Source organism: Actinokineospora auranticolor (genome assembly GCF_002934265.1).
Taxonomy (GTDB): domain Bacteria; phylum Actinomycetota; class Actinomycetes; order Mycobacteriales; family Pseudonocardiaceae; genus Actinokineospora; species Actinokineospora auranticolor.
Map to the genome: position 1 here is coordinate 1 of NZ_PTIX01000029.1, position 18258 is coordinate 18258.

An 18258-nucleotide genomic window follows, 5' to 3' on the forward strand; every position below is an offset into this window, starting at 1 on the left:
CACCGGAGCTACCCGCGGGTGATCAAACGGAAAATGAGCAACTTCCCGGTCAAACGCGCACGACACCGACAACAACTCCGAAACAGCCGACCACCCCACTCGAACATCACCCTCACCCCGCCCAGCAAGACCCGACACCGCCGCCGACCAGCCGAAACCACCTAACCGACCGGCATTGCGGCTAGGCGGGGAGAACGCGGCAGCGGTTGTACACGCGATCGGGGCGGTGGGTGGTGACTATCGTCGGTTGGTGGGATTGATGTGACGCCCGGGCAAGGTGCGCCTGCGGTCCTGCTCGCGTGCCTGCCACCCAATCTTCCTCCCAGCGCGCTGGCAGCTGCCGAGGTAGTGAGGCCCATTGACCTTCGGGGAGTCGGAGCAGGCTTCAAGCCGACCCCCTAACTCGGCTGGGCGCCACTACAGGTCGGGATGCACTTCCATGACCTACGCCACACCCGCCAGACCTAGCTGATCGAGGACGGCGTCCCCCCGCGTCCCGCGCCTGTTCTGCCTAGCGACCCAACCATGCACGAGGTGGTCTGCCATGGGTTTCTCGGACAGTGGTTAGTGGGGTTTCAGGCTGCTGATGGTGTTGTGTGGTAGAGGTTTTCGGCTTCGTTGGGGGTGATGTAGCCGAGGGTGGAGTGGAGTCGGGTGTGGTTGTAGAAGAGTTCGATATAGGCGGCTATTTCGTGGCGGGCTTGCGTGTGGGTGTGATAGGTGGTGTGGTGAACGAGTTCGTTTTTGAGGGTGGCGAAAAATGATTCCGCGAGTGCGTTGTCCCAGCAGACGCCTGTGCGTCCGAGTGATGGTGTGATGTTGTGCTCGTCGAGATGTTCGCGGAACTCGGCGGAAGTGTACTGGGTGGATTCAACCGGTCGTCGCAACACTTTGATCGTGGAGGAGTGGTGTTGTGGCACAAGGGAGAGCGCGGGCGGCGATCGCGGCGGGTCGTCCGCCGTTGATGTCTCCGGGGCGGCCGCCGGTCAATCGTGATGAGGATCGACGTCGTTTCTGGGGGTTGATCGCTGGTGGACTGTCCAGTGAGGATGCGGCGGTCGCGTGTGGCGTGTCGATGCCGTTGGGGACGCGGTGGTTCCGGGAAGGTGGTGGTATGCCGTCGATCAGCCTGGCCCCGCCCTCGGGCAGATTTCTGTCGTTCGCCGAACGTGAAGAGATCGCGCTGTTGCGAGTGCGGGAACTTGGCGTCCGGGAGATCGCTCGACGGATCGGCCGTTCTGCATCGACGATCTCACGGGAACTGCGACGCAACGCGGCCACCCGTGGTGGCGCGCTGGACTATCGAGCCTCGGTTGCGCAGTGGCATGCCGACCGGCAAGCCCGACGCCCGAAGGCGTCCAGGCTGGTGGTGAACGAGCAACTACGCGCATATGTTCAGGAACGGCTGGCGGGGCGCGTTCGCCGCGCGGACGGAACGCCGGTTCCCGGACCCGCGACCGCGCCGTGGAAGGGAAGGAACAAGCCGCAGCGGCAAGACCGCCGATGGGCGTTGGCGTGGAGCCCGGAACAGATCTCTCGCCGGTTGATGGTCGATTTCCCGAATGACGAATCCATGAGAATCAGTCATGAAGCGATTTACCAGGCGCTCTACATCCATGGTCGTGGCGCCTTGGAACGGGAGCTGGTTGCCTGCCTGCGAACCGGTCGCGCATTGCGAGTGCCCCGCGCTCGTGCTCGGCGGCGTCACGACGGCATGGTCACCCCCGAGGTGATGATCAGCCGGCGGCCCGCGGAAGCCGAGGACCGTGCCGTCCCCGGGCATTGGGAGGGAGATTTGATCATCGGTCTGGACAAGTCCGCGATCGGCACCCTCGTGGAGCGCTCCACTCGTTACACGATGTTGCTGCACCTACCCCGCATGGAAGGTTACGGAACCGAGCCGAGAGTGAAGAACGGCCCGGCCCTGGCCGGACACGGAGCCGCGGCCGTCCGAGACGCCATCACTTCGACGATCACCACGCTGCCCGCGCGATTGCGGCGATCCCTGACCTGGGATCGGGGAAAAGAAATGGCTCAGCACGCCACCCTGCGCCTCGACACCGGCGTCGAGGTCTACTTCGCCGACCCGCACAGCCCATGGCAGCGCGGAACCAACGAGAACACGAATGGCTTGCTCCGTCAATACTTTCCCAAAGGAACAGACCTGGCCCGATGGAGCCTCAACGAACTCACCGCTATCGCCGCCGTACTGAACAGCCGACCTCGCAAGACACTCAATTGGAAGACGCCGACCGAAGCACTCAACCAACTGTTACTCTCCACACAACAGGACGGTGTTGCGACGACCGGTTGAATCCACCCTGGGTGCCGCGGTCGGAATGGAAGATGGCGTCGAGGGCGAGCGTGGTGCGGGTGGCGGCCATGGTGATCGCGTCACGGACGAGGCTGGTTTTCAGATGGTCTGCGCAGGACCAGCCGATGATTTTCCGGGTCGCGCAGTCGATCACGGTGGCCAGGTAGAGCCACCCTTGTCCGGTGGGGATATAGGTGATGTCGCCGACCAGTTTGTGTCCTGGGCGGTCCGCGGTGAAATCGCGACGGACGAGATCCGGCGTGGCGTGGGCATCGGGTGCCGGAACCGTCGTGACCGGTCGACGTCGCCGCCCGACCGGGGCCAAGCCCAGCTCACGCATCATCATCCGCACGAGTTCGGCCCCGCACCTGTCGCCTCGGCGCGCCAACGCGGCGTGCACCCGCCGGTACCCGTAGGTGCGTCGGGATTCGGTGAATATCATCGCGATCCGCTTTTTGAGTGATTCCCGGCGCTCCACGGTGAACGATACCGGCCGCGCGCGCCAGTCGTGGAAACCCGATCAGGACACGCCCATCCACGCGCACATCGATGCTACCGGGTAGCTGCCTTTTTCGCCGTCGATGAACTCGTAGATCTCGCTCACCGATAGTCGCGGGCGAAGAAGGCCGCGGCTTTTCCCAGGAACTCGTTCTTCATGCGAAGTTCATGGTTCTCGCGTTCCAGTTCCCGCAACCGCGCGCGCTCGTCCACACTCAACGGGGTGGCCGTGGTCGGGTTCTTCTTTCGGTGCGTCTCCACCCAATTTCGCAGGGTTTGCTCGATCAGGCCCAACTGGCGGGCCGCCTCCGCGACCGATACGCCGGACTCGACCAATTTCACGGCCTCGTCCTTGAACTCCGGCGAGAAACGACGACGACGTTGACCCATGACATCTCCGATCATCCAGGACCCATTCTACTTGGGTCTGATGTCCGAGAAATCCATGGCACTCCAGAGGTCGTTAGTTGGGATGCCTTGACGCGGCTTGCGGATGGGTTGGTGGCGAGTCGGCCGGTGAGTTCGGTGGTTGGGGCGACGTCATCAAGTTCATGGGCTGCACTGCGGCGCGTATCGGTGAGGCGTCGGGGTGTCGGGTGAAGGACATCGATACCAAGTCGTGGATCTGGAATGTGCGGCGGCAGACGACTCCTGGGCCTGGTGGGTTGGCGGACAAGGGGACCAAGAGCAAGCGGGCGCGGGATGTGCCGATCATTGTCGAGATTCGGGACATGATCGAGCGGCGGATTTCGGAGTTGGACCGTGATCCGGAGGCGCGGTTGTTCACGGGGCCGCGGGGCGGTCGGATCACGACTGCTGTGCTGCGGGATGCGACGCATTGGGATGAGGTGGTGGGTGAACTGGGTTATGAGCATCTGCGTCGGCATGATCTGCGCCACACGGGGATCACGTGGTTGGCCGATGCTGGTGTTCCGGTGCATGTCCTGCGGGTGATCGCGGGGCATGGGTCGCCGACCACAACGCAGCGGTACATCCACCCGGACAAGCAGTCGATCACGAACGCGGGCGACCTGCTCTCGGCGCACCTGCACGCGCCCCGGACGCCTCGGCTGCGGGTGGTCTAGGTGATGTGGTCCCCAAATGGTCCCCAAGACCGTCTGAAGTGGATCAATGCATGATCAACACCAGGGGCAAGAAAAACGCCCCTCACCTGCGAAAACTCGCTGGTGAGGGGCGTTGCTTCGACCGTCGGGCTGACAGGATTCGAACCTGCGACCCCTTGACCCCCAGTGGCGGCCAAACGTGGCCCTGACCAGCGGAGACAGAGAATCCGCTGCGTGTGGGGGAGTGGTTCACGCAGGTTGAACGCACTTGACGATCGGTCAAGTAGGCACAAGTCTCCGGTTCCGCTCCGGCTCTAGTGCGTCCAAGCCCTGGGGCTGGTTTGTGCGGGATGCGCACTTCCTACTCGCCTGGTGGGGGCGCGCGCTGGCGGGTCAGTCGTCGGTTGTGGAGGCGCGAGGGGTTGATGGTGATATCGAGTCGCCCTCGGTGACGGGTCGTGTGTCTCCCTAGGTTCCGTTGTCCGCACGTGGAATTCGTGCCGGAGCCATCCGTTACGGGCTCGCTGTCGGCGACGGTGTTCACTGCGAGCGCGCTGTGGTCGACGCGGTGAAGTCGGTGGCGGTGCGAGGCAGGCGGCTCCCCCTGCCCGACACCTGCCGCACAGGGTCCATTTCACTGCCCCTGCGTCGCCCGCGGCTCGGTGGAACGCTTACCGCCGCGCTCGCGGTGCCATCTCTAACCGGTTGCGGCTCCTCGACCAACACTGCGAACAGCCTGCTCGCAGGCGGCGGCAATACCGCCACCCACCGCTGCTGGCATCGTCGTGCCTGACCTGGCTCAAGGCGGTGCTGCAGCAGCGTGGGACCTCGTCGGTTCATCGTCGGCGAACCCCTTGGCGGGCGACCCTCGCCACCGCACTCTCCATCACCACTGAGGCCCGCACCACCTTTACCGAGCCTGTACGCCCGCTTCTATCCGGCGACCACCCAACTGGGCGAGTTGGCCTGCACACCACAGCCGCCGCGGTTATCGCCTTCGCCGATAACCCGTTCACCGACCTGGCACTTCCTGCTCCTGCGGCTGGTGTTGGCTTTGGAGCTGGTCTGGCTACTCGCCATCGGCGGTTCCCGCGCTGAGCGCTTTCCTCAGGTTCGCGCGAGAAGCCGTTGCACCGCGTCGACAAGGTCCCACGGCTGGTCGACGACGGCACTTGCCCCGGGTACGACCCCGGCGGTTCCCGCGTCTCCCGTGTACACCACTACCGGTAGTCGTCCTGCCAGTCTCGCTGCCAGGTCGCGCCCGGCGTCGGAGTCGTCTCCACGATGCAGGTCGGTGATGACAAGCGCGATATCGAGTTCCTTGAGGTAGTCGAGTGCCGCCCTGCTGTTGGTCGCCTTGACCACGAACCGGCCCAGCCGTTCCAGCGCGATCGTCTCGTGGACGTTGTTGTCCGGGTTGTCATCCACCCACAGCACCCGAGCCGGGGTTTGTGCCCGGGGCGCGATCTCCCGCCGCTCCGGCTCGGTCCCGCGCTCGCTCGCGGCTGCTTCGACGGCCGTTGTGGCCCGCGCCGCCTCCGCCGCCGTCAAATTGACCTTCAGGCTGAACCAGTCGGCCACCGAGAGCTCCGCGAGCACGTCCGAGCCCCGAGCATGTGCTCGCACCAGCGCCAGCCCGAGCCCGCCGATCACGACCGCTGCCACGACCACGACAACCAGTACGGTCACATCCACCGCCGACGTCTCCCTCAGGCCAGTTCGGCGAGCTCGAAGCCCGCTTCGATGATGAGCAGACCCCGGTACGGCACCTCGCCCGCTCGCAGCACCGCCGCCCGCACTTGCTCGGCACCGAACCGGCGGGCGGTCAGCGTGGCCATCCCGGCCAGGTCGAGATCACCGATGTCCACCGGCGCGGCTCCGTTGCGCCACAGGTACTCGTTGGTACTCGCCAGTTCCATCACCTCCGAGTAGCGCCGTGCGGTGGCGGTCAGCGCCTCTGCGACGGTGCGCGCGGCGGTTTCCCAGGAGCCGTGAAGGGCTTGGGCGAGCTGCCAGTACCGGCGGACGGGGATTCCCAGCGCGCCGACGAGCGCAACCTGTTCTTCCAGGTGTGGGCCATCCGGGTTCTGCCGGGTGTAAGACCGGCTCTGCGCGGCGTCGATCAGCCACTGGTAAGCCGATTGCTGCGGATTCCGGATCCGTACCACGTCGTACTCGACGTCGTCATTGCCGGCGATCGGCCGTCTCACCGCGCTGTCCATCCGTTCTCCAGATGCGACTGCGCTCAGGTAGTCCCCGTAGGCGTGGCCGATTCGCGCGTACAGCGATCCGGCTCGCCACATCGGATCGACGGCGCGCGCGGGCGCGTTGAGCAGTTCCCACTGCGCGGCTTCACGGTAGGCCGTCGCGGCCTCGGCCACACGCAGGTACTCGTCTTCGGCCTGCTCGGCCGCCACGGCGTCCGCGTATCGCCGGTGGAACCTCGCCGTTCGGAGGACCACCTCCCTGGACAGGCCGAAGTCCGCCAAGTCCTCCTCGTTCACGAGATCAGTCCACGTACGTTGGACAGCCGTTCCGGGCTGGTGAACCGGGGGTTGTCCAACCGCCACGCGACGCGGAGCCGACCGCGGTCAGAGAACTCCAGCCGCTCGCAGGACCGGATCTGGTTGTCCGGGACGCTGACCTTCGCGGTGATCTCGCCTTCGGTCTGCCAAGGGGAGAACCGCCGGTAGGTGTTCAGGTCACGCACCTCCTCGGCGACGCCTTCGATCTCGACCGCGCGCCGCGGGGCCAGCAGCACCCAGCAGGTGAACAGGTAGGCGTGGTCGACGGCGCCGAAACCGGTGCCGAAGTGGAACGCGGTCCGGCGGGCCCGGTGCGCGATATTGGTCTTCGCGATGGCGTCCCGTTCGACCACGCCCGCCGACAGCGAGATGAACGGACTGTTCGCCCCGTAAGTCTCACCGGTGCCGGAGTCGGTGGCGTCGAAGTGATTGACGTGCCGCTCCAGGTCGTCCTCGGTCAGACGGGTCCGGATCCCGGCCGGGGTGATCGTCCCGACGCGGCGCCACCAGTTGCACAGCAGACCCTGACCGGTGTTGACGATGGCCGTCGCGGTTGCGTCGGACGGGAGGTGGAGGCCTTTGACGCACCACTGGACGATCACTCTTCGGGCTCCCGGCTGTGGGCGGGTGTTTCCGGGGTGATCGGCCAGTGAGTCGTACATGTTACGCCTCGGTGCCGTTCGTGCTCGGATCACCCCGGAGACTTCGCACACCCGAACAGGGCGACCGGTGGACCCGGCTCCTGCTGGCCGTCTACGCCCAACTCCGCGTCGCTCGTGGCCTCGCGACCGATCTGCGGCAGTCCCAGGGTGAACCCACCCACCCGACCGGCTCTCCCCAGCCCGAGTCCGCAGAGGGTTTCGGAATCTCCGCCCACACACCACCTGCTCTGCACGTGTCCCGAAACCCTGCCGACCAGGCCCCGGCCGCCCACCCGGGATCCCCAACTAGCACCCCACCCCGCGCTATGACGTCCACACCCTCACCAGCACCAACAAGAAAGAGAAGCCCAGCAACCCACGACCCCGCCGAACAGGTTAAAACTCAAGTTAGCCGACGCGGGTGAATCGCCTGTTCCGAGGCGGTTCTCCCGACAGGTTCGTGTTCGTTGCCAGGACCGGGTGGATGGCGCTCCAGCTGAAGGTAGCTGAGTCGTTCGCCCTCATGGCGAGCGGCGGCCGGTTAGTCTGGTAGACGTCACGGTGGGCGACCTGAAGAGGGACATGGACGGGGACATTCTCGATCCCGACGGGGCGCGGGAGCGGCTGGCGGCCTGGAAGGGCAGGATCGACGAACTGGCGGCCCACACTCAGGCGATGGGGGAGCGGCTGAAGGATCTGCGGGTCACCGCGAGAGATCCCGGCGGCATGGGCGAGGTCACGGTCGACTCCACCGGCGCGGTCGTTGACCTGGAGCTCACGGAGCAGATCCAGCGATCGGCGCCCTCTGCGGTGGCCCAGGCAATCCTCGCCACTATCAGGTCCGCTCGTGCGACGCTGGCCCAGCGGTCGCAGGAGGTCATCGCGGAGACGATGGGGGCCGAGTCGACAACCGGGCGGGCCATCGCAGAGAAGCTCGGCCGCCAGTTCGGCGGGGAGCCCGCCGAGCGATCCGACGACGATGAGCATTTCGACTCCCGATCCCCGCTCAGACGGGACTGAGGCATGGGTGACGGTTTCCACGTCGGCGTCCAACAATTGCGTGTCCACGCGGCGAACGTCGAGGCGGTGCACGCGCGGTTCGCGGCGGTGCGGGCGGCCAGCTCGCACATCTCGGGCGACAACCAGGCGTACGGGCTGCTGTGCGGGTGGATCTCCGGCGTCCTCGAGGGCAAGCACCGTGAGGCCGATGAGCTCGTCTCGGGCGTCGAGTCGAACCTGGAGCTGGTCGCGCGAGCCCTGCGCGACTGCGCTGACGAGTACGAGGCCACCGAGGACACCAACTCGCTGATGATCCGCTCTGCGGATGGGGAAGGACTTAGGTGACGGACGGCTCCCTGGTGGCCCCGGTCCAGTCCACGCGGGAGGCGTGGACCGGGGCCGGGCTGGCGGACAGCATTGAGGGCTTGGTCGATGCCATCAAGAGCGAGGGTTGGGTCGACGACGTCCTCGCGGGCGTCGGCCTCGGTGTCGAGGTCGCGGCGTCCGTGCTGGATCCGATCAGCGCGCTCCTGGCCAACGGGTTGGGCTGGGCGATGGAGTACTTCGAGCCACTGCGCGAGATGCTCGATGAGCTCACCGGGAAGCCTGATGTGGTCCGTGCGCATGCCGCGACCTGGACGAACATGGCGAACGAGATGGCCGAGGCGGCTGAGCAACTCGGTGCGTTCCTGACTGACGACATCCCGGACTGGTCGGGTCCGGCAGCCGACTCCTATCGCGCGCTGATGGTCAACAACGTGGACGCGGCCGCCGGGTTGGGCGCGATCGCCGCGGGCATGGCGGCGGCGACTGAGGGCGCGGGCGGTCTGGTCGAGATGACCCGCGAGATCGTCCGCGACCTGATCGCCGACCTGGTGGCGCGGGTGATCGTGTGGGCGGTCGAGGCGATCTTCGTGGTGACGATCCCGGTGGTCGCGGCGCAGATCGTGGCGGCCGTGGTGAAGTGGGCGGGACGCATCCTCACCTACACCATGGGCCTGGTCAACAGTCTTACCAACCTGACGAAGCTGCTGAACGGGTAGCGCTGGTGACTCCGAAACCCAGGCACCCGGGAAGCGGCGGTACGGACGGCCCGAACCCGAAGAGGCCGTCGCGGTCACACGGCTCGGCGGGTTCGGGGATGAGCTCGGCGATCAGGGCGACCCGTGAGTCGATGGAGGCGGGCACGCCCGCGGGCCCGTCCGGCACGGCCCCGTCGAGCACGCCGACGTCGACCCGGCCGAACGTGCCGCCGATCCCGCGCGACCGGGCCACCCCGCAGGACCTCGGGGTGCTGGAGGGCAGCCTCACCCGCGACGCCGACAGTCTGATCACGCACGTCGACGGCGTTTCGGTCGACCAACGCTTGCGTGACATCGCCGCCCAGCGCACCGACAACATCCGGCAGATGCGGGAGGAGGGCACGATCTCGGCCAAGGAGGCTGGCCCGGTCAACTCGGTCGGCATCGACTCCCGGACCGGCGCTGTGGTCGAGGGCGTCAACGGCAGACCGACCGACGTCATCCCCGACGACCGGCTGCACCCGGTGCTGCGGGAAAGAGTCGAACAGATGCGCGCGGCAGGCCCGTACCCGCAATACAACCGAGACGGCACACCGCTAATGCGCGACGGGCAGCAGGTCATGACGCCGTTCCCGCACGGCGACAACCCGTTGAGGCACGCCGAGGTGAAGGTCGTGAACGAGTTGCTGTGGCGGCGCGGTCCCGACGCCGACTCGTCGGTGATGTCGGAGTTCCGGGTGGACAACAGGTTCCCGTTCCGGCAGGACGGACCGCAGCCCGCCCCGTGCTGCGCCAACTGCCATAGAATGCTCGCCGGTACCCCCAGCAACGCGGGTCGGCTTACCCAGGATGGCGGCCACCCCGACAGCCAGTTCATCCCGGAGTGATCAGCATGCGAGTCGAGTTCGACGACGTCGACACCGAGGACGACCTGCACGTCGTCTATCAGGGCGAGCCGTTCACCGGTGAGGTCGTCGAGCGCGCGCCCAATGGGCAGATCGTCGCGCTGACGACGTACTTCAACGGGATGGAGGACGGCCCCTCTGCGGAGTGGTACCCGTCCGGCGAGCCCAAGGCCGCGGGCGCTGTCCGCTACGGCACCGCGGTCGGCGTGCACGAGTTCTGGCACCGCGACGGCGGCCTTGCCGGGCGCGACGAGTTCGACGATTCAGGCAGATTGCTCCGCAGGCTGCGCTGGGCGGTGGACGGCACCGTGGTCGAGGACTACAGCGCGACGTAAGGCGGGCTCGGCGATCGACCGAGCAGTTCCGGCTGGCACCGTGCTTGGTGGCCGAGCGAGCGAGCGGCGGACCCCAAACATGACCTGTGACCGGCCCGTGGTTCAAAACTCACTGCTTGCGGGCAGCGCATCATCAAGGGCATAGCGCGGGCGATCGCTCTCCCCATGTCCCCTCCACTCTTACGAACAAGTTTCTCCGGGATTAGCCGCGAGTACAGTGGACTCGTCGCCAACGCGCCACTGCTCGCCGAGAACGCACCAAAGCAGAGAAGATGACCCCATAACCTCGCGGAAAGATACGTCTCCTTGGCCCCCAGTGGCGGCCCAACGTGGCGCTGACCAGCGGAAACGGAGAATCCACTGCGTCTGGGGGAGTGGTTCACGCAGGTTAAGTGCACTTGACGCACAGTCAAGTAGGCACAACTCTCCGGTTTCGCTCCTGCTCCTGTGTGTCCCGGCTGTGCGATTGGTTGCCAGGGGGTGACGACAGTAGGCCGACCATTGAGTATGGACCTGCCGCCTGTGATGTCCGGGGACGTTGTCCCGAGTTGAGGTGGCCGGTGACGGCCTGTCGTGCTGACAGGTGAAGACCTCCGGTTGTGAAGTGGATCTGTCGAGGAACCGCTTCTGAGGTTGTCCCCGATGACCGGACAACGGAGTTCATGTCACGAGGGTGAGACCTTGACGATAGTCGACGCGGGCTTCGTGCGGGGTCCGGTAGTCGAGTGTCGAATGTAGACGGTCGTGGTTGTAGGAGTCGAGGTAGGCGAAACCTCGTGTCGGGCGTTGTCGCGGATGTCGAAGACGGTGGTTCCGATCTCGGTCTTGAGGATGGCGAAGAACGATTCCGCGACCGCACTTTCGAAGCACGACCCGGTCCGCCCCACCGACGGACGCATGCCGTGCCCTGCAAGCGCGGAGCGGAACAGCCTGGAGGTGTATTGAGACCCGCGATCGGCGGGAAAAACGCATTATCGCTGATCAGGACCCGTTTGACAGCGAGGTCGAGGGCGTCTCGGACCAGCTCGGGCCTGTCCGCCTCGACCGTGCACGCGGTGCTGGTGCGTTGCCGGATCAACCGCCTGTCCCGCACCGATCAGGTCGCCGGCGAACCGCTGCGCCGCTACGAACACGACCACCCCGGCTCGCTGATCCACGTCGATGTCACCAAGTTCGTCAACATCCCCGACGGCGGCGGACACCGCTACGTCGGCCGACAACAGGGCGACCGCAACCGGGCCGCGACACCGGGCAAGCCACGCAACGCCCACCGCAAAACAAGGATCGGGACCGCGGTTCGTCCACACCGTCATCGACGACCACTCCCGCGTCGCCTACGCCGAAATCCACACCTATGAAACCGCCGCGACCGCCATAGCGGTGCTGCGCCGGGCGGTGGCCCGGTTCGCCGACCTGGGCGTGACCGTCGAACGAGTCCTGTCCGACAACGGCTCGGCCTACCGATCCCACACTTGGTGAGACACCTGCACCGAGCTCGGCATCACCCCATCCGGCCAACCAACCTCTCCGGACATCGCACCTAGCTGGAGGGGTCTCCTCGCTCCACACGCGGATTGGCCACGCACAGCGCGAGACTCGCCCCCGCAGATCCCTGGATCCGCAGCGGTGTGCCCGAGTGGATGCTCACATCCACCGGAATCCTCCGGCCATAGACGACACGCGTGTCGGGCAGGGGTTTGGGCGTGTGTCCAGTCCGCTGGTCGGTGCCACCGTCCTGGACGAAGATCGTGCCGTTGGGCGAGGTCCCGGTCGACGTCTCGACCAGTCCGATGGTGGCGACGAACCGGGTGGCGTCGGGGAGTTGGTAGTCCACCCGGGCGGCCTCGGACGCGGTGGGTGTGAGGAGGATCGAGTTCGGGTAGGCGTGGCCGTTGATGACACAGGTGCGCGGATAACTTGCGAGGTGGAGGGCAACCGGGGCGATGCTGACCAGCGGCTCACCCGGTTCCGTGTCGGCCGGAGGAGCCGAGGGGTTGGACGTCGCGACTTTCTCGCCAGTGGGCGCCACCACATTGACTTCCGTCGAGCTCCTGCGCGGTGCGGCGGCCGACGTGGTCGGCTTCGTCGAGGTTGTCGTCATCCTCGTGATGGTGGTCGGTGTGCCGGTCTTCGTTGTTTCGATCGCCGGAGCGCAGCACGTGGCCTCCGGAACCGAGCCCTGCGGCAGCGCGGCTACGATCATCATCACCCCTGCCGCACCCATCACCGTCGAGATTCGGCGTGCCCCGGTTGGATACCACCTACTACGCCGAGGGTGAGGTTTGTTTGCGACTTTTCCGCATGAAGGCGGATAAATGTGCAGCCCGCCACCAACCTCACCCGTCTGGGTGACGCATCCGCCTTTGACATCCGTGATCTCGTTGCGCACGAGGGCGTTGAACTGGTCTTCCTCGCTTGTCGTGGTCATCGATCCGTCCGGTCAGCCGACGTTCTCGCGATGGTCAGAGTTCGGACAAATAGGCTCCGGCCCTTGCCTTCGCGACCCAATCAGGTCCAACATTGACGCTTCCTTCCGAACGAGGAACGACGGCGGCGTCGGCCGCCGGGCAAAATTCTGACATGGACGGTCGTAGGTCAAAATAGGAAAAACTTCCCTTTCGAGCAGCGGCCGGGACGTCATGAGGAGGACGTGCGTGCGAGAGGCCACCAACGCGGATCTGCGGCTCGCGCGGGAGATCATCGACGCCATTGACCGGTCCAGCCCCGACGCGGTGCTCCCCTCCGTCATTGCCGGACTGATGGCGGCGGTGGACGCGGAGATAGGTACCAGCAACGTATTCGAGCCGCGACGGATGCGCAACGACTTCCGCACATGGCCACCAGGGGCCATGGATACCGCCGACCACGAGGCCTACCGTGCGTACACCGGCCAGCAGCCGCTGTTGGAGTGGTACGCGCGGACCCGGCAACTGGTGCCCGTACGCTGGTCGGACATAGTCTCTCTGAAGGCACTGCGTGGTCGGGAGCTGTACGAGTACTTCTATCGACCGGTCGGCATAGATCGGCAACTCGCCCTCGCACTGCCCTTGGGGTCCGGCGAGGTGCACGCCATCGCACTCAGTCGAGGCGGCTCGGATTTCACCGATCGTGACGTGGTGCTCGTGTCCTGCCTCCAGGCCAGCCTGCTGGACTCCTTGTACGAGACAACCGAAGCAGCGCGCATTGCCGAGCTGGTGGATTCACTTTCTTGCTTGGAAAATCCCGCTATCCAAGCGTTCCTGGTCCATGTGGACGCCTCCGGCATAGTCCGCGTGACGGCGGGTAACCCGGAAGCGGTACCCGCAGGACACGAGTTCTCACCGGGAAAACCCCTCACCCCCACAACGTCACGTTTGGTGGCGACGGCCAGAAAATCCGACGTCCACCTCGGCAGGATCACCGCAGGAGCCCGGGACGCTCGGCCAGGAACCATAATCCTGTTCCGCAGTGAACCAAACGAAAGCCAACAGATCCGTCAACTTGCCCCTGGCGAACGAGCCGCGTTGGAGGCGGTGGCCACGGGCGCGAGCATCGAGGAAGCGGCTCAGGAACTGTGCGTCAGCAAGCACACTGTAAAGAACCAGTTGGACCGCGTCCACAAGAAGCTCAATGCCCGCAACCGAGCAGACGCAGTCGGCGTTCTCTGGCGAAGTGGATGGCGAGGCTAAGACCCTGTCTCGCGTGGTTGATCTTGATGTGGGATGATCTTAGGTGTGGATGGGTTGTCGTTGCGGTTGGCGCCGGATGAGTTGTGGGCGTTGGTGGAGCCGTTGATTCCGGGGTTCGCGTCTCGCCCGCAGGCGGCGGAACGGCCCCGTTGGATGATCGGGCGGTGTTCACCGCGATCGTGTTCGTGGTGAACAGCGGGTGCGCGTGGCGGATGTTGCCGCGGTCGTTCGGGGTCACGGTACCGACTGCGCATCGGCGATTCACCAACTGGACCCATGGCCGGGCTCTGGACCCGGGTTCACCACGCCGTGCTCGACCGGCTCGGTGAACAGGGTTTAGTGGACTGGTCGCGGGTCGTGGTCGACGCCGCCGCGGTGCGGGCGAAAAGGGTGGTCTCTGACCGGTCCCAGCCCGGTCGATCGGGCCAAGCCCGGCTCGAAGATCCACGTTGTGACCGACCGGGCCGGACTGCCGCTGGTCGGGGGCGTGTCGGCGGCCAACGCCAACGACCATCACGTCCCGCGCCCGCTGATCCACGCGATGCCCTCGATACGTCAACCGCCGGGTGGGCGGCGGTTCCGGCCCGACAAACTCCACCCGACAAAGCCTACGAGATTCAACCTCGTCCGCACCTCATTCCGCGCCTTGGCTGGAGCCGTCGCCTTCAGGCATCAGCCTCCCCCATGCAGGGGTCAACTCGGAACACGTCAGTCGAATAAGGGCTGTCATGCGCAGGGCGGCCGGTAGGTTAAATGGGATAGCCCGTACTCCCTCCATTCTGATGGGCTGATTCGCGGGGAGGCGTCGGTGCATAATTGTTCGGCGATGCGCTCGACGTCGATATTCCACTTCTGCAGCGTGTTGTCTCCGGCCGTGATGATGGACTTCCCGTCCGCGCTGAAGGTGATGGCCTTGGTCGAACTGTGCGCGCCCGTGAGTTCGCCGATCTTGGTGGGGAATGTCGGATCGGACAAGTTCCAGATCTGTGGTGGCCCTTCGTCGTCGGGGATCACAGCCAGGGTCAGACCGTCAGGGCTGATCGCCACCGACCGGATTTCGTTGTCACCGCGGCGGGGACTGACGAAAATCGTGCCGAGTTCGACTGGGTGGCGAGGATCGCTGACGTTCCACGGGCGCATGATGTCCCCATCGCCTGAAACGATGAGGACGTGGGCACTCGCGAACGCCACGACTCTGACGGGGGTGGGGAGGGAGGCCAATGGTGGATCGTCGTGCTCGCGGCAGGTGTCCCAGAGGTGAACAGCGCCCGCCATGTCCAGTCGAGGTTCGACGGACGCCGCGAGGCGGCCGTCCGGACTGAACACGACCGAGGCCGCTCGAGATGGCCTGCCAGGGAGTTGTCGTGGCCTGGTGGGATCTTCGAGGTCCCAGAATCGCCCGCTCCCGAACAACATCCGGCCGTTGACCGAGAGCGCCACCGGTCCCACCGTTTTGCCTTTCTCAGCCGCCATGTTGGCGATAGGGAACATGGATCCGTCGATGCCCGTTCGCCACAAGCGGACGTCCCCATCTGTCGTGGCGGAGGCAGCGAGATCGCGTTGGCTCGACGCCACCACCTCGGCCGCGGGTTCGGTGAGCACGGGAGCCACGACCTTGGTCACGCTCCTGCTCCCGGCGATGTCCCATATGGCTAGTGGCTCGTCACGCGACCTTGGTCGGGTAATCGGTCCAGGTTCTGATGGGTGAGTCGGTGGCGAAGCCGGTCTTGGGTTGGGCTCGTGTGTTGCGCCAGCGGATGTAGTCGGCGATGGCTGTGTTCTGTTCGGTGTGGCCGCGGTGGTCGGTGTCGTTGAGGGCGAAGTAGCGCAGCGCGGCGAACTCGGCCTCGATCCAGTTGAGCCAGGACCCGTAGGTCGGCAGGAACACCGGTTCGACGTCGTTGGCCGCGGCCGAGGCCCGGACGGTGGGGTGGCGGTGCGGGGAGAGGTTGTCGCAGACGATGTAGAGCTTCTGGCCCGGCCATCGGGCGCGCAGGGCTTTGAGCAGGTCGCCGAACTCGCGGTGGCGTTTGCGTGGCCGGATCCGGTAAGTGATTCGGCCGGTGGCCAGGTCCAGGGCGGCGAGCATGTGCATGACGCCGTCGTTGCGGTTGTAGGTCGCTCGCAACCGACGCGGCTTGGCTAGTGGGCGCCATGCCTTTCCCTTGCGGGTCATCAGATTCAGCGGCCCGAACTCGTCGACGTAGATCACCCGACCGTCAGCGGGCGGGTGGTCGTAGAGGTCGAGGATGCGGTGCATCTTGGTGATGAAGTCCGGGTCGGTCGAGGCTTCCAGGTGGTCGTGGTCTGCCACGAGACACCACCGTCGCGCAGGATCCGGCGCACCGTTTCCCGGCTGATCGCGACCACGGTGCCGCGGGCGACGAGGTGCTCGGACAGCGTGGACAGCGACCAAGTGGTGAACGCGGTGATGCCCCAGTCGGCGGGGGACATCCTGGCGATCAGGCAGATCCGCTCACGGATCTGCTTACCGATCGTCGGTGGCCGTCCCCCGCTCCATTTTGGGTCCAGCGCGTCGAACCCCCGATCGTTGAACGCATGAATCGCCACGCACGTAATCGTCGCTGACCTGCATCAACGAACTGATGTCCTTGACCGTCCGGCCTTGGCCGCACATCAACACCACGATCGCCCGCCGCAACCGGACCGGGTCCTTCGCGGTCCGGCTGACCTTGGCCAGCTTCCGGCCCTCATCCATCGACAAGGGCCGGACGAACGCATCTGGACGACGAGCCACAACCACCTCCCGCATCGACATGCGGGACCAGCCTGACCGGTCAACCAAGAAGATCAATTACCGGGTCAACGTTCCGTGCTGAGCCACTAGCTCTCGCCGAGTAGGCGGCGCAGGGTTTCCTCGTCTTGCTTGTCCAGTCCGGACACGAAGCGGGTGAGTATGGAGGTGTGGTCGGTCTCGGATTCGAGCAGTTTGCTCATCCGCCAGGCGACCAGGGCTGGGGGGTCGGTGAGGGCGGTGTAGTGGTAGGCGCGGCCGATGCGTTGGCGGGTCACCGCCTTCTTCTCGTGCAGGCGGGTCAGTGTGGTGACGACCGCACTGTAGGACAGGGCCCCGGACGGGTCGAGCAGCTCGAGCACCTCGCCCGGGGACAGCGGCCTGCCCGCCTCGACGAGGGTGTTCAGCACGTGGGAGGCCAGTTCACCCGGTCTGCGCCGTGGCGCTGGGTCTCCGCTCTCGTCCGCTGTCCGCACGCGGGGGATGCTACCCAGCCTTTCGGCGCACATGGACTTCCACGCTGGTCGACCGGCAGGATGACCGTGTCGTCCGCCGAGGGGAACACCGTGTTCGACCACTTCGCCTGGTCCATGGTTGCCACACCGCTGTTGGTACTGGGGGTGTCCTGGCTGCTGGTCGACCGGCTGCGTCCGGGCCTGGCCGCGCGGGTCTTCGCGGGGTCTGCGCTCGTCGCGGCGGTCGCGTCCACGGTCAACCTCGCCGCGTTCGCGCTCAAGGCGCTCGCGGAACTGCCGGTCGTGGCGAGCTGGGGTGGCTGGTCGCACCAGCGTGTGGTCGACGACACGGCCCATGTCCCCTGGGTGTCGTGGGTCTCCCTCGGCTGGCTGGTCGTGGTGGTGGCCGCGGGGCTGCGGGCCTGGGCGCGGCGCAGGCGCGAGTTGCGCGTGGCGAGCGGTGGCTGGGCGGGCGGCGGCGCCGTCGTGCTCCTCGACGACCCGCGGGTGGACGCCTTCGCGGTGCCCGGGCGGCCCGGTCGGATCGTCGTCACCAGGGGGTTGCGCGACCTGCTCGACGAGCGCCAGTTCGACGCCGTGATCGCCCACGAACGCGCCCACCTCGACGGCGGCCACCACCGGCTGCTGTGGTGGGCGCGCGTCGCCGCGGTCGCGCACCCGCTGCTGCGGCCGGTCGCCGGACAGGTCGAGTACCTGGTGGAGCGGGCCGCCGACGAGGCGGCCGCGGTGGCGATCGGCGACCGCGAACGGGTCGGGCGGGCGATCGGGCACGCCGCGCTGGCCGCCGCGGGCAGCCGCGCCGAACGGCCCGCCGGGTCGCTGATGGCCCTGGGCGCCGCGCCCGGCATCGTGCCGCGGCGGGTCGCCGCGCTGTTCGCACCCGGCCGCGAGGGCCGCTGGTGGGGAGTCCTCTTGCCACTGTTGGCGATCGGCACCGCGGTGTGGACCGGTGAGTGCGTTTACGACCTGTTCGAGCTGCTGGGTGTGGCCGGTTGGGACGCGTTCTGAGGCCCTTGCTTCTACACATCAGTAGAAGATAGGCTAGGCTAACCTCAG

At 66.2% G+C, this 18258-nt stretch carries 20 protein-coding genes and 3 pseudogenes; 12 read left to right on the plus strand and 11 right to left on the minus strand.

Annotated features, from left to right (window positions below):
* Positions 1 to 575: 575 nt before the first annotated feature.
* A complete protein-coding gene (locus tag CLV40_RS32140) occupies positions 576 to 887 on the minus strand; it encodes an integrase core domain-containing protein (protein ID WP_181043874.1) in 312 nt (103 codons plus the stop codon).
* A 77-nt stretch (positions 888 to 964) separates the two neighbouring features.
* On the opposite strand from CLV40_RS32140, the gene CLV40_RS32145 reads away from it, so the two are divergent.
* Positions 965 to 2314, plus strand: a complete 1350-nt coding sequence (locus tag CLV40_RS32145) for an IS30 family transposase (protein ID WP_219824174.1) — start codon at positions 965 to 967, stop codon at positions 2312 to 2314.
* Here CLV40_RS32145 and CLV40_RS32150 read toward each other — a convergent pair.
* Positions 2262 to 2822, minus strand: a pseudogene (locus CLV40_RS32150) (IS3 family transposase); the annotation flags it as partial. The gene CLV40_RS32145 and the pseudogene CLV40_RS32150 sit on opposite strands and share 53 nt — an antisense overlap.
* 92 nt (positions 2823 to 2914) lie before the next feature.
* Positions 2915 to 3217 (minus strand): transposase, encoded by a 303-nt coding sequence (locus CLV40_RS32155; RefSeq protein ID WP_104482784.1) that lies wholly within the window; start codon positions 3215 to 3217, stop codon positions 2915 to 2917.
* Positions 3218 to 3408: 191 nt separating this feature from the next.
* Here CLV40_RS32155 and CLV40_RS32160 point away from each other — a divergent pair, with 191 nt between their 5' ends.
* Complete coding sequence (locus CLV40_RS32160) at positions 3409 to 3897, plus strand: tyrosine-type recombinase/integrase (protein ID WP_245931698.1); 489 nt, start codon at positions 3409 to 3411, stop codon at positions 3895 to 3897.
* Positions 3898 to 4983: 1086 nt separating this feature from the next.
* On the opposite strand, the gene CLV40_RS32165 is transcribed toward CLV40_RS32160, so the two are convergent.
* Genes CLV40_RS32165 through CLV40_RS32175 form a run of 3 tightly spaced genes read right to left on the minus strand, consistent with a single transcriptional unit; the run spans position 4984 to position 7003 of the window.
* A complete protein-coding gene (locus CLV40_RS32165; protein ID WP_146108327.1) occupies positions 4984 to 5541 on the minus strand; it encodes a response regulator in 558 nt (185 codons plus the stop codon).
* A 44-nt stretch (positions 5542 to 5585) separates the two neighbouring features.
* A complete protein-coding gene (locus tag CLV40_RS32170) occupies positions 5586 to 6380 on the minus strand; it encodes a hypothetical protein (protein WP_104482787.1) in 795 nt (264 codons plus the stop codon).
* Positions 6377 to 7003: a hypothetical protein gene (locus tag CLV40_RS32175; RefSeq protein WP_104482788.1), complete on the minus strand. Its 627-nt coding sequence runs from the start codon at positions 7001 to 7003 to the stop codon at positions 6377 to 6379. The genes CLV40_RS32170 and CLV40_RS32175 overlap by 4 nt, the downstream gene beginning before the upstream one ends.
* Before the next feature lie 600 nt (positions 7004 to 7603).
* On the opposite strand from CLV40_RS32175, the gene CLV40_RS32180 reads away from it, so the two are divergent.
* From CLV40_RS32180 to CLV40_RS32210, 6 genes and pseudogenes are all read left to right on the plus strand, one after another.
* Positions 7604 to 8062: a YbaB/EbfC family nucleoid-associated protein gene (locus CLV40_RS32180; RefSeq protein ID WP_245931699.1), complete on the plus strand. Its 459-nt coding sequence runs from the start codon at positions 7604 to 7606 to the stop codon at positions 8060 to 8062.
* A 3-nt stretch (positions 8063 to 8065) separates the two neighbouring features.
* Entirely contained in the window at positions 8066 to 8386 is a 321-nt protein-coding gene (locus tag CLV40_RS32185) for a type VII secretion target (RefSeq protein WP_104482789.1), read from the plus strand.
* Positions 8383 to 9084, plus strand: a complete 702-nt coding sequence (locus CLV40_RS32190; protein ID WP_104482790.1) for a WXG100 family type VII secretion target — start codon at positions 8383 to 8385, stop codon at positions 9082 to 9084. The genes CLV40_RS32185 and CLV40_RS32190 overlap by 4 nt, the downstream gene beginning before the upstream one ends.
* 98 nt (positions 9085 to 9182) lie before the next feature.
* Positions 9183 to 9950: a YwqJ-related putative deaminase gene (locus CLV40_RS32195; RefSeq protein WP_104482791.1), complete on the plus strand. Its 768-nt coding sequence runs from the start codon at positions 9183 to 9185 to the stop codon at positions 9948 to 9950.
* Complete coding sequence (locus CLV40_RS32200) at positions 9947 to 10303, plus strand: toxin-antitoxin system YwqK family antitoxin (protein WP_104482792.1); 357 nt, start codon at positions 9947 to 9949, stop codon at positions 10301 to 10303. Before CLV40_RS32195 ends, CLV40_RS32200 begins: the two co-directional genes overlap by 4 nt.
* Before the next feature lie 1031 nt (positions 10304 to 11334).
* Positions 11335 to 11779: pseudogene (locus CLV40_RS32210) on the plus strand (DDE-type integrase/transposase/recombinase); the annotation flags it as partial.
* A 64-nt stretch (positions 11780 to 11843) separates the two neighbouring features.
* Here the strand turns inward: CLV40_RS32210 and CLV40_RS37545 are convergent.
* The gene (locus CLV40_RS37545; protein WP_146108328.1) at positions 11844 to 12731 is read right to left on the minus strand and encodes a hypothetical protein; all 888 of its coding nucleotides are present in this window, start codon (positions 12729 to 12731) and stop codon (positions 11844 to 11846) included.
* Between the two features lie 226 nt (positions 12732 to 12957).
* On the opposite strand from CLV40_RS37545, the gene CLV40_RS32225 reads away from it, so the two are divergent.
* Positions 12958 to 13971 carry a helix-turn-helix transcriptional regulator gene (locus CLV40_RS32225; protein ID WP_181043875.1) on the plus strand — a complete coding sequence of 338 codons (1014 nt, stop codon included), beginning with the start codon at positions 12958 to 12960 and terminating at the stop codon, positions 13969 to 13971.
* Between the two features lie 33 nt (positions 13972 to 14004).
* Positions 14005 to 14578, plus strand: a pseudogene (locus CLV40_RS39965) (IS5 family transposase); the annotation flags it as partial.
* Positions 14579 to 14697: 119 nt separating this feature from the next.
* On the opposite strand, the gene CLV40_RS32235 reads toward CLV40_RS39965, so the two are convergent.
* The 3 genes from CLV40_RS32235 to CLV40_RS39975 are packed head-to-tail and all read right to left on the minus strand — an operon-like array spanning position 14698 to position 16542.
* A complete protein-coding gene (locus tag CLV40_RS32235) occupies positions 14698 to 15594 on the minus strand; it encodes a WD40 repeat domain-containing protein (protein ID WP_104482798.1) in 897 nt (298 codons plus the stop codon).
* Positions 15595 to 15634: 40 nt separating this feature from the next.
* Positions 15635 to 16285 carry an IS630 family transposase gene (locus CLV40_RS39970; protein ID WP_245931700.1) on the minus strand — a complete coding sequence of 217 codons (651 nt, stop codon included), beginning with the start codon at positions 16283 to 16285 and terminating at the stop codon, positions 15635 to 15637.
* Positions 16180 to 16542, minus strand: coding sequence for a helix-turn-helix domain-containing protein (locus CLV40_RS39975; protein WP_245931701.1), 363 nt, complete (start codon positions 16540 to 16542; stop codon positions 16180 to 16182). Before CLV40_RS39975 ends, CLV40_RS39970 begins: the two co-directional genes overlap by 106 nt.
* Before the next feature lie 35 nt (positions 16543 to 16577).
* On the opposite strand from CLV40_RS39975, the gene CLV40_RS38515 reads away from it, so the two are divergent.
* Positions 16578 to 16811: a hypothetical protein gene (locus CLV40_RS38515; protein WP_181043885.1), complete on the plus strand. Its 234-nt coding sequence runs from the start codon at positions 16578 to 16580 to the stop codon at positions 16809 to 16811.
* A 4-nt stretch (positions 16812 to 16815) separates the two neighbouring features.
* Here CLV40_RS38515 and CLV40_RS32250 read toward each other — a convergent pair whose 3' ends face one another.
* Complete coding sequence (locus tag CLV40_RS32250) at positions 16816 to 17202, minus strand: BlaI/MecI/CopY family transcriptional regulator (RefSeq protein WP_245931702.1); 387 nt, start codon at positions 17200 to 17202, stop codon at positions 16816 to 16818.
* A gap of 60 nt (positions 17203 to 17262) precedes the next feature.
* Between CLV40_RS32250 and CLV40_RS32255 the strand changes: the two genes are divergently transcribed.
* Positions 17263 to 18210, plus strand: a complete 948-nt coding sequence (locus CLV40_RS32255; protein WP_219824168.1) for a M56 family metallopeptidase — start codon at positions 17263 to 17265, stop codon at positions 18208 to 18210.
* Positions 18211 to 18258: the final 48 nt, after the last annotated feature.